This window comes from Massilimicrobiota sp. An134, assembly GCF_002160815.1.
GTDB lineage: Bacteria > Bacillota_I > Bacilli_A > Erysipelotrichales > Coprobacillaceae > Allocoprobacillus > Allocoprobacillus merdigallinarum.
The window spans coordinates 1-11,440 of record NZ_NFLH01000051.1 but is presented as its reverse complement, the minus strand read 5'-3'; the positions used below and the strand labels follow the sequence as shown (position 1 = coordinate 11,440).

The following is an 11,440-nucleotide window of genomic DNA, read 5'->3' as shown; positions in this document are numbered from 1 at the left end:
AAGGTAAGCAAGACAGACCCAGAAAGCGGATGCTTCCATAAGGGAGAAAAACAGAAATGCTTTGCATATACAAATCTGACATTCTGTGATAGACATGGATTTGTACTGCATAATACAGTGGCACCAGGCAATCAGCACGATAGTGTTGTTTTTCATGATGCGTATAGAAAGCTGTTGAACACCTATGGAGATTTAATACATAACATCAGTCTGGATGCAGGATTCATGACACCAGCAATATGTCGAGAAATCATAGAAGACGGAATCAGAGCATATATGCCATATAAAAGACCCATGACAAAAAAAGGATACTTCAAGAAATATGAATATGTCTATGATGAAAAGTTGGATATTTATATATGCCCCAATAACAAGGATTTGAAATATACTACAACAAACAGATCAGGATACAGGGAATACAAATCAAATCCAAAGGACTGTGAAGGATGTCCATTTTTAGAGAAATGTACACAGAGCAAAAATCATCAGAAGGTCATCACAAGACATGTATGGGAGGAATATAGAGAAATAGCAGATGAGAACAGATATACACCAGAATGGAAAGATATCTATCCACTAAGAAAAGAGACGATAGAAAGAGTCTATGCAGATTGCAAAGAAAAGCATGGACTAAGATTCACAAGATTAAAAGAACTAAAGAAAAATCAACAGGAATCGTTGATTATTTTTGGCTACCATAATTTAGGCAAATTAGCGAGAATGAAGAAAAGGAAAGGACTCATAAATATTCCCTCACCCAATAAAAAAGAAGGAAATATAAGGAAAACAATACAAATTTATCAATTTTCATAAAAAAATAAAAGAAGTGGTAGATTTAATAAAAAATTCTACCACTTTGTCAACAGTCTGAAAATAGATGTTTGATAACATCTATTTTTTTGTATAACGATGAATAAATTGAAAAATAGTCTGATAATATGTTTTCGCATCAGTAGAACAGCTTTGAGCATGACCAGCTCCTTTAATAATAAGTTTTTCTTTAGGGCAATTGGCTTTTAAATATAGTTCATCTATCATATCCACGGGGACAAAATCATCGTCCTGACCATGAATAAATAAAATAGGAATCCGACTTTTTTGAACCTGTTGAATAGGTTGAACATCTTCCAAAGCATAGCCCGCTCTTATTTGAGTCACAAGACTTGCCATATGCAAAGCCACTTCACTTTGCCACTTTTTCATAGGAATATGGTATTGAAAAACATCCCAGACACTCGTATAACCACAATCTTCAATAACAGCCTTCACTTGTGATGGTAAATTTTCTCCAGCTACATCCATGACCGTAGCTCCACCCATAGAAACACCATATAAAATAATTTGAGCCTGTGGATTTTGAGATACAAGATAGTCAATCCATCCCATAATATCATAACGGTCATCCCATCCCATTCCAATATAATCTCCTTCACTTTGCCCATGACCACGTAAATCAGGAATCAAAAGATTATATCCCTGCTCATAAAAATGTTTGACAGGTGAAATAATGCTGGAACTATCTCCTCGATACCCATGCACCATAATGGCATAAATGGGATTATTTTGTTCAATATAATAAGCATGTAAAAAAAGATTATCATAACTTGAAATAGAAAGATGAACACTCTTATCTTCTAACCATTTTTGAGCATCTTGGGTATCTTTTTGATAAAGCTCACTATCAAATAAGGAATGATTAGAATGGGGATTGAGGGTATAGTCATATAAATAATTTCCAATATATAAAGTGATACCCATGATAAATATTATCAAAATCAAGATAATGATTGAAATGATTTTGATGATTTTTTTCATTTTTATGGTTTCACCTCTTTATATTTCATATTTTTTGCATATACTATGTTATAATCAGGAAAAAGGAGGAAGAATGATGGCATTTGAAAAAATAGATATAAATACTCTAGATATGAATACTTTTCAGGCCATTGGCAAAGACTGGATGCTTATAACGGCTGGTGATCATCAAAAAGTCAATACGATGACAGCTTCTTGGGGCGGTATGGGTGTTTTATGGGGACAAAACGTTGTTTATGCATTTATCCGTCCACAACGCTATACAAAACAGTTTGTTGACCAGCAAGAATGCTTCTCTCTATCATTTTTTAATGGATATAAGAAAGAACTTTCTGTTTTAGGTACAGTTTCTGGACGTGATCAAGATAAAATCAATCATGTTCATTTCCATACCACATATATTGATGACGTACCTACATTTGAAGAAGCACATTTGGTCTTCATTGTTGAAAAAATCTATGAAGATGACATTAAACCTGAAAACTTTAAAGATACATCTCTAGATACAAAATGGTATCCTGATCAGGATTATCACCGTGTTTATATTGCTAAAATAAAAGGTGTTTATGTTCAAAGAACATAAGCCTTTTTATTATATATGCTTGTTTTTTCATAAATAAAACATCACTATCTATTGTTTCCGATATTTTGAAAATCTATTCAAAAAAAGTGATGCATACACATCACTTTACTCATCTTCTCATATAACGACTGTTCCCATTAACATGGGCTTTCATGTATCTCTTAAATCAAAACATATGCCTAAAACAGCATTGCCACCTTTTTCTTTTGCTTTTTCAGTTAAACGTTCTCAAGCATGATTTAAATATATTTCCATATTCATTACTAATCGGATTGCTCGAAAAGCATCATCATATGCAAAGATAATTCCTAAATCTTTCATATTTTATAAGTCTTATTTTTTGACAGGAATTTCTCCTTCCTGTAACCAGTCTTTATAACACTTTTCGTACATTTCGTCAGATTTCTTTTCAATATTTTGTTTTTGAATCGCAAAATCAGAGTCTATCTGTGGACCAAAGAATTGACAGATCTGCTGAAACATAATATCTGATTGTATCGGAACTTGTAAAATACCCATCAATGCAAATGAGATTGACATCCTGCCTGTCTATATTGATTGATTGCTTTCTCTTTAGCAGGACCATCTTCGACTTCTTTGCATGGTATAGATTTATTTATAGGGAATATGAGCTCCTTTTAAATAATAAATAACATCTGCCTTGAGATCTTCTGGAATCAAACAATCATGCATATCTTGAGTTATCGCAATATTTTGAAATGAAATCATGAACATCGTCTCCTTTATCAATCTTTAATTTATGATTATTATCTTTCTTTTGAAATCATACCAGATAAGAATTAAAAAAGCTTGATTATTGTTTAATTTTCTAAAGTTTCTTTATATTCTAAATATTCATCATATGTTGATAAACGATCAATACATCCCTGTGGTGTTAATTCAATAATTCTATTCGCAATTGTTTGAACAAATTGATGGTCATGAGAAGCAAATAAAACATTTTCTTTAAAACGAATTAATCCTTCATTAAGAGCCTGTATAGATTCCAAATCCAAATGATTGGTTGGTTCATCCAAAACAAGCACATTGGCATTAGCCATCATCATTTTTGCCAGCATACATCTGACTTTTTCTCCACCTGATAAGACATTCGCTTTCTTTAAAGCTTCTTCTCCAGAAAATAAGACTCTTCCTAACCAGCCTCTTAAATCTTGTTCATAAGCATCATCTCCAGCATATTGTCTTAACCAGTCAACAAGCGTTAAATCACAATCATCAAAAAATTCATTGTTATCTTTTGGGAAATATGATTGAGATGTTGTCACTCCCCATTGGAAAGTTCCTGTATAATCTGTAATTTCACCCATGATAATCTTAAAAAAAGTTGTCACCGCCAGCTCATGATCTGAAACAAAAGCAACTTTATCTTTTGATGAAATAGAAAATGAGACATGATCAAAGATTTGTTCACCATTTTGACTGTATCCTAAATCTTCAACAGTTAAAACAATATTTCCAACTTCTCTATCTGGTGTAAAACCAATAAATGGATATCTTCTTAATGATGGTTTAATATCTACCATCTCTAAGTTATCTAATAATTTTTTACGTGATGTTGCCTGTTTTGCTTTAGAAGCATTGGCACTAAAACGCGCAATAAATTCTTCCAATTCTTTTTTCTTTGCTTCAGCTTTTTTATTAATTTCTTTTGCCTGTTTTAACATCATCTGAGAATATTCATACCAGAAATCATAATTTCCTATATATAACTGAATTTTACTATAATCAATATCCGCAATATGCGTACAAACTTTATTCAAGAAATGTCTATCATGAGAAACAACAATGACTGTATTAGGGAAATTCAATAAGAAATTTTCTAACCATGTGACACTTTTTAAATCCAAATGGTTAGTCGGCTCATCCAATAATAAAATATCAGGATTACCAAATAAGGCCTGTGCCAATAAAACTTTGACTTTTTGTTGGTCACCTAATTCTTTCATAAGCAAGTGATGATATTCACCTGTTACACCTAATCCATTTAAAAGAATTTCAGCATCAGTTTCAGCATTCCAGCCATCCATTTCCATAAACTCACCTTCAAGTTCAGCAAGTTCAATACCATCTTCATCATTAAAGTCAGCTTTACTGTAAAGCTCTTCTTTTCTTAACATAATTTCATAAAGACGTTTATTTCCCATTAAAACTGTTTTTAAAACTTCCTGATCATCATAAGCAAAATGATCCTGTTTTAATACAGATAATCTCTGTCCCGGTGTTATCACAACTTCACCTTTATTCGGTTCAATTTCTCCTGATAAAATCTTTAAAAAAGTAGATTTACCAGCCCCATTGGCACCAATAATTCCATAACAGTTTCCTTCAGTAAATTGAATAGATACATTTTCAAATAAAGCACGATCGCCATATCGCAAAGACACATTTTGAGTTGCTATCATTTTATCAATTCTCCTTTTTGACAAGTCCATTCTATTATACATGAAAGATATATTTTTGCAATGAAAGAGTATAAAGAATCATATTACATTTGCATAAAGCTTTCCATTTGACCCAAAACGTCATCCATCATTGGTAATGATGTAATATGTACATCAATTTGACATGTGTCACAAATAGAAACTAATGAGCTATAAACTCTTGGATTTCTAACAAAAATTTCCTGTGGTTTCCCAAATTTTTCTATAACTTTACTCAATTGTTGAATACATATAGAATCTTCATCATCTTCAGGTTTTAACATATATATATTAATAATTTCTTGTGAAAGCAAATCCATAACTAATAAAACAAGCGAACTGACTGGACGATCATATCTTTCATCTATAAAACCACCAGATAAATATGCCAAATCAATGATATACTGATTTTGCGTTTGTGGTAACTCTTTTAAATAATTGAGATATTGTTGATCTTCCAAATCTACAACATAGAATTTTTCTTGTTCTTCAGGTCTTTGTATAGCTTCATATTTCCAACCATGATGATCATGAGCAAAAAGTATCTCACCATTATCAAAATCCACAGCAACTTCGTGATTCATATAAGCTTTCATAAGTGGAATGAGATGCTTAAAAACTTGTACAATCACACTTGCCTGTTGATCATTAATTTCATAAGGATAAAATCTTGGCACAAATGAAAGAAAATATGGCCAATGTCCTTTTCCTCTATATTTTAATCCTAATTTTTTAATGATTTCTTTTTGACCTTTTGGAACCTCTTCGCGATCTCCCATATAAAATGTTAAACAATTTTGTTCAAACATCATATATTGCGCAATAGCCTGATCTGGATATTCATGAGCTATACTACATAAATCTGCATATCCCTCTTCTCCTTCATATATAGATACCCCAATACAATCACCTAATTTCCCCATAATTGTACAATAATATGTTTTCTCATTAATCTCTAAAGCAACAAAATCATTACTCCATAAGACTTCCCATGGTTTTAGCTGTACCCACTCATCTGCATATGTATATAATTGTCGCCAGACTTCATATCTTTGCATATTGTTATCACCTCATCATTATCATATATGAAAATATATAAAAAAGAAATATTATTTAATAAGTTGCCTTGGATTTTTATTCATCATAATCTCTTTTTGTCTTTGAATAGAAGCATAGGCATAAATGCTGGTTGTTGTAATAGAGCTATGACCTAATATCTTTTGGATATATGATATATCAACATCCTGCTCTAAAAGCATTGTGGCAAAGGTATGGCGAAACATATGTGGTGTGATATGAAAATCATCTGTATATCTATTGATAATATGACGAACAGACTGATCTGTTAAACGATGATATTGATTATTGATAAAAAAATATTCCTGCTCACTAATCCTGTCATGAAAAGCCTGTTCATATTCTTTTAATGCCAGATAAACTTCCTCACCTAAAAATATAACTCTTTCTTTTGCATTCTTGCCATAAATAATGAGATACTTTTCCTCTAAATAAATATCTTCATTTTTAATAGCACATAATTCAGAAACTCTAATTCCTGTAGAAATAAGCAATTCAATCACGGCTTTATCTCTTTTTATAAAAAAGTGCTGATCTTGATCTAAACGATGAAATAAATCCTGTAATTGATGGTATTGAATAATGCGTGGTAAAGTCTTTTCTTCTTGAATTTTATACCTTATTTTGTCCATTGGATTCTCTTGAATTATTTCATAAAAGACCATATCTTCAAAAAAAGCATGTAAACTCGCTAATTTGCGTTTGACTGTCTTAGGCTTAAAATGATGATTCAGATAATGAATATAGTAAGATATTTCACGCTTATTCATATCCTTATTCATCATAAATGAATAAAACTGTTTTAAATCAATGCGATAAGCCTTTAAGGTATGCCAGCTTAAACGTTTATTTTCACATTGATTCAAATAAAAAGATAAATGTTCTAATGTTAATTGCATAATTATATCCTCCTTCTATTCATTATACATAAAAAATGACATATTTCAGGAGAAAAAAAAGTACATAATCAATTCTATGATTATATACTCGCTTTATTAACTCTTTGATTGTGCAGCTTCTTTTGCAGCTTTTTTCTCTGCTTTTCTTCTTTCTTTACGATCTTTCTTTTCTAAGATTCTATAAACATCTGTATATTCTTTAACTGTACAATGAATTCTTTTATTAGCCTTTACAACTGCATGTACAAATTCAACTCTTTTCTTTGGAAAAAAGCAATATCTTTTCTTTGTATTTGTATAAAGTTCAATTGCATGTGGTCTTGTCACTAAGTCAGCCATACGTGGAACAGGATCACAAATTGTATCACAGTTCATTAAATCTACATGACTATTTTTCCACAAATAATAATGAATTGTTAATTCTCTATTATGTATAGTATATTTGTTTGGTCTACATCCTAAGAAAAATGCAAAACAAACAATTGCAAAAACGACAATAACCAAAGCAGTCTGTTTATCCTGCGTGAAAACTGTAAACACAGTATAGAATGCTAATGCAGTAAGAAAAATAATTGTTGCAGTATTCATTCGCACTTTAAACTCTTTAACTTCTTCTTCCATAAAACTCCTCACTTCCCTTTGAATATTATACACGATATACATATAAATAACAATTTAAACTTTAAAAAAATAAGAGCGGAAATTCCGCTCTTTAAGTTTTCAAAATCGTTTAATATCTTATTCAGCTTCAGCAGCTTGTTTGTTTTGGAATCTTTCGTAAACAATTACGAATGGAATATAAATTAATGTAGATACTACAATAACGATAACTTGTGAAACAGCACCCATGAAATTTCCACCAGTTGCTAAGAATCCTAATAATAATGGTGGCATTGTCCATGGAACTTCGATAACGATTTTTGGACAGAATCCAATAGTAACTAATAACCATCCGATGAAGATACATGCTACTGGAGCAAGAATAAATGGAATACCTAAGATTGGGTTTAATACCAATGGAATACCAAATGTAACTGTTTCATTGATATTGAAAAGACCTGGAACGATAGATAATGTAGCAATTGCACGGTTATCTTCACGTTTACCAAAGATAAAGATTGCAATAACTAAACCTAAAGTAACCCCAGAACCTCCCCATTCAGCGAACATTTGTAACATTGTTAAGTTCAATACATTAGGGATTTCTGCTCCATGTTTTCCAGCAGTAAATGCAGCTGTATTTGCATATAACATTGGACGGAAGATTGGTTCTTTAACAGCAGATAACATGTTATTACCATGAATACCTACTAACCAGAATAATGAGATTAATACATACATTAACATAACTGCTACGATATTAGCACCAATGATATCTTGTAATGGTTGTTGTAAATAAGTAGAAATAACATCATTGAAATATAATCCACCAGTAGCCATTTGTACAGCCCATCCGATAACACCAACAACTAATAAAGTTAAGAATGTTGGAATTAAAACTTCGAATGCACGAGCAACACCTGGAGGTACTTGTTCAGGCATTTTGATTTTTAATCCTTCTCTTTTACGGAAGAAGTTATAAATTTCAAGCCCAAAAATACCAATAATCAATGAAGTAAATAAACCAGTAGCTCCCATATAACTTCCAGCAAAACCAGTGAAAGTCCCTACACCAGCTAAATCAACACCAGCTTGTTCTAAAACTGTTCCAATTGTAACAGCAGTACCAGCTGCATCAGTGTAAGCAGTTAATCCAGTTACTGCATGTGCAGTTGGAGTAACCATAGCCCAGCACATAAATCCTAAAATAGCTGGAAAAGCTCCAGTTTCACCGTTAGCTTCCCCAATTTCTTGAGCAACTAACATAACAATTCCAATAGCGATACATGAAATTGAACAGAACTGTATTGCGTTGAATACAGCATTAATTGGTTCTAAAACCATAACAGCAGGAATTAACCCACCTAGCCCTTGAGGTGCACCATTGACAACAGCATCGGTAATTAATACGTTTGTCCAAAGAACACCAATGGCACCAGCAATAGTTGCTGGCATGAAGTTTTGGAACGCATTTTTGATGGCACCAAGATATTTGTTTTGTCCAGCCCATGCTCCAATGCGCCCTAGCTTATCAGCAAAAGCATCCATAAAATTTTTCCTCCCTTAAAATATTTTTGACAATATAAGTATAAAATTTTTTTTATTAAAAGTCAATGCTTTTATATCAAAAGTATGGTACTTTTCCAATAAAAGACGGTTTTAACAGTGTTTTTTTACTTATTTTTTATTTTATTTTACCTTTTTTTATTTGTATTTTTTATTTTTTGCTCAAAATATGAATAACTATGCCATTTTTTATAAATATTTGTCTTTTAATCATTAATCATACCGACTACTCTTTCTAGTAAAAAACTATCCCTTAGGATAGCTATTGTTGTACTATAACAGTCTGAAATTCAAAATGAGAAAAATGCTGTCTTGAGAGTGTATATTCGAAAATAGAACCGTTGCTTAAAAAAGAAATCTGCTCTTCTTGAATATACGGCTCATTTTCTTTTAATCCCAAATATTGTTGTTCTAAAGGTGTAGATAAAGCTGCATTAATCGTTAAATGACAGCTTTGGATTTTTAACTTTAAAACTTTTTCGATATATCCATATACAGATCCTTTTAAATGCTGTAACTTTAAATTAGGAACAACACTAATGGGGATATATGTAATATCAATTAAATGAGGAATTTTATCTAAAAATCTGAGCCTTATAATATGATAGACAAAATCACCAACATCTATCTGTAATTTCTCTGATAAATGTTCATCCGCTGGAACAACTTCAAATTCCAGGACTTCACTTGTGACTTCTTTAATTCCTTCATATTGTGCCGTCAAACCACGTCCAAATTTACTAACAGGATTATCCATGGCAGGATCATAATCCTTCACAAATGTACCCGCACCACGACGACGGATAATGAGTCCTTCTTTGACCAATATATCTAAGGCCTTTTTCATTGTTTCTTTATTACAATGATAGCTCATACATAAAACATACTCATAGGGAAGTTTTTGACCAAATGTATATTCTTGATTTTTTATTTTTTGACGAATATCATCAGCAATATCTCTGTACTTAGCCATATACTCACCCCTATCAATATAAAAATACCATACTTTTGATTTAATTTCACGGTTTTTTTCTATTTTTTTATATTTTTATACTTTGAAGCACCTTTTTATCAAAAGATACAATTTTCAATTCACCATTTTCATAGATACCAAAGCTTTTCTGTCCAGCCTTTGGCAAAGATATAGAAGATGGATTAAAAATCGTGATATCATTTTCTTTTTTTAACACTGGTTTATGAATATGACCATACATAAAGACATCTCCCGCCTTTAACATAGGTAAGTGTTCTTCATCATATAAATGCCCATGTGTAAAAAAGAAACGATGCCCATCTAAATAAAGTTCACTATAATCTCCTCTCATAGGAAACTCCAATACCATCTGATCCACTTCAGCATCACAGTTTCCTCGTACTGCTATAATATTCTCTTTATAAGCATTCAAGAGTTTCATGACTTCTTGAGGCTGATAGCCTTCTGGTAAAGGATTTCTAGGCCCATGATATAATAAATCACCTAATAAAACTAATTTATCCATTTTTTCTTCTTCATAAATCTCCATAACTCTCTTTAAATCTGTATATGAGCCATGAATATCTGAAACAATCATGAATTTCATTGCAATCCCTCCAATTCAACACCGACTGGACAATGATCTGATCCAAATACATCATTATAGATATAAGCATCTTGAATCTGTTCTTTTAGATTATCTGATACAACAAAATAATCAATACGCCAGCCAGCATTTTTTTCTCTTGCTTTAAACATATAAGACCACCAAGAATATTTTTCTAAAGTTGGATATTTATATCTGAAAGTATCAATAAATCCACTCTCTAGTAATTCTGTAAATTTTTGTCTTTCTTCATCTGTAAATCCAGCATTTTTATGATTTGTTTTATCATTTTTTAAATCAATTTCCTGATGAGCCACGTTCAAATCGCCACAAATCACAACAGATTTTTTCTGTTTTAATGTATTCACATATTCTCTAAATGCATCTTCCCACACTTGGCGGTAATCTAGACGTTCTAAGCCTCTTTTAGAATTAGGCGTATACACAGTAACAAAATAAAAATTCTCATATTCTAAAGTAATCACACGACCTTCCTGATCATGTTCTTCCTTACCTAAACCATAACTGACTGAAAGAGGTTCTCTCTTTGTATAAATAGCTGTCCCACTGTATCCTTTCTTCAGGGCATCATTATAATAAGAGACATAACCATCAAACTGTAAATCAAGCTGATGCTTTTGAAGTTTTGTTTCCTGAATCGCAAAAATATCAGCATCAACTGATAAGAAAAAATCTTGAAATCCTTTATTCAAGCATGCTCTTAAGCCATTCACATTCCATGATACAAATAACATAATATCCTGGTATATTATAATTGACTCATTTATCAGTCATTAAAATATACCTTCTCCTTTCTATCAACTTTATTAATACGTAGTTGATGACGTTTAGGTTTATATGTAAAATTGAAATATGTGT

The 11,440-nt window shown here is 31.6% G+C and carries 12 protein-coding genes; 2 read left to right on the top strand and 10 right to left on the bottom strand.

From position 1 onward, the window contains the following. Window positions 1–813 (top strand): transposase (locus B5E79_RS12720; protein WP_143746790.1); only part of this gene is annotated, 813 nt, incomplete at its 5' end. 78 nt (window positions 814–891) lie between these two features. Here B5E79_RS12720 and B5E79_RS12715 read toward each other — a convergent pair. Further along, on the bottom strand, window positions 892–1,815 hold the full coding sequence (locus B5E79_RS12715; protein ID WP_087298290.1) for an alpha/beta hydrolase: 924 nt from the start codon (window positions 1,813–1,815) through the stop codon (window positions 892–894). 76 nt (window positions 1,816–1,891) lie between these two features. Here B5E79_RS12715 and B5E79_RS12710 point away from each other — a divergent pair, with 76 nt between their 5' ends. Next, a complete protein-coding gene (locus tag B5E79_RS12710) occupies window positions 1,892–2,398 on the top strand; it encodes a flavin reductase (protein WP_087298289.1) in 507 nt (168 codons plus the stop codon). A gap of 333 nt (window positions 2,399–2,731) precedes the next feature. On the opposite strand, the gene B5E79_RS12705 is transcribed toward B5E79_RS12710, so the two are convergent. The 9 genes from B5E79_RS12705 to xth all read right to left on the bottom strand — a co-directional run bounded on the left by B5E79_RS12705 (window position 2,732) and on the right by xth (window position 11,316). Then, a complete protein-coding gene (locus tag B5E79_RS12705; protein ID WP_087298288.1) occupies window positions 2,732–2,938 on the bottom strand; it encodes a hypothetical protein in 207 nt (68 codons plus the stop codon). A gap of 281 nt (window positions 2,939–3,219) precedes the next feature. Continuing rightward, window positions 3,220–4,821 carry an ABC-F family ATP-binding cassette domain-containing protein gene (locus B5E79_RS12700; protein ID WP_087298287.1) on the bottom strand — a complete coding sequence of 534 codons (1,602 nt, stop codon included), beginning with the start codon at window positions 4,819–4,821 and terminating at the stop codon, window positions 3,220–3,222. An 83-nt stretch (window positions 4,822–4,904) separates the two neighbouring features. Continuing rightward, window positions 4,905–5,897 carry a DUF7309 domain-containing protein gene (locus B5E79_RS12695; protein ID WP_087244411.1) on the bottom strand — a complete coding sequence of 331 codons (993 nt, stop codon included), beginning with the start codon at window positions 5,895–5,897 and terminating at the stop codon, window positions 4,905–4,907. A 51-nt stretch (window positions 5,898–5,948) separates the two neighbouring features. Beyond that, window positions 5,949–6,815: a tyrosine-type recombinase/integrase gene (locus tag B5E79_RS12690; RefSeq protein WP_241147150.1), complete on the bottom strand. Its 867-nt coding sequence runs from the start codon at window positions 6,813–6,815 to the stop codon at window positions 5,949–5,951. 96 nt (window positions 6,816–6,911) lie between these two features. Then, window positions 6,912–7,436 carry a hypothetical protein gene (locus tag B5E79_RS12685; protein ID WP_087244409.1) on the bottom strand — a complete coding sequence of 175 codons (525 nt, stop codon included), beginning with the start codon at window positions 7,434–7,436 and terminating at the stop codon, window positions 6,912–6,914. Between the two features lie 117 nt (window positions 7,437–7,553). After that, window positions 7,554–8,963, bottom strand: coding sequence for a PTS sugar transporter subunit IIC (locus tag B5E79_RS12680; RefSeq protein WP_087298286.1), 1,410 nt, complete (start codon window positions 8,961–8,963; stop codon window positions 7,554–7,556). Window positions 8,964–9,243: 280 nt separating this feature from the next. Next, entirely contained in the window at window positions 9,244–9,954 is a 711-nt protein-coding gene (locus tag B5E79_RS12675; RefSeq protein WP_087298285.1) for a GntR family transcriptional regulator, read from the bottom strand. A 67-nt stretch (window positions 9,955–10,021) separates the two neighbouring features. Beyond that, on the bottom strand, window positions 10,022–10,561 hold the full coding sequence (yfcE, locus tag B5E79_RS12670) for a phosphodiesterase (RefSeq protein WP_087244406.1): 540 nt from the start codon (window positions 10,559–10,561) through the stop codon (window positions 10,022–10,024). Then, window positions 10,558–11,316, bottom strand: coding sequence for an exodeoxyribonuclease III (xth, locus tag B5E79_RS12665; protein WP_087244405.1), 759 nt, complete (start codon window positions 11,314–11,316; stop codon window positions 10,558–10,560). The genes yfcE and xth overlap by 4 nt, the downstream gene beginning before the upstream one ends. Window positions 11,317–11,440: the final 124 nt, after the last annotated feature.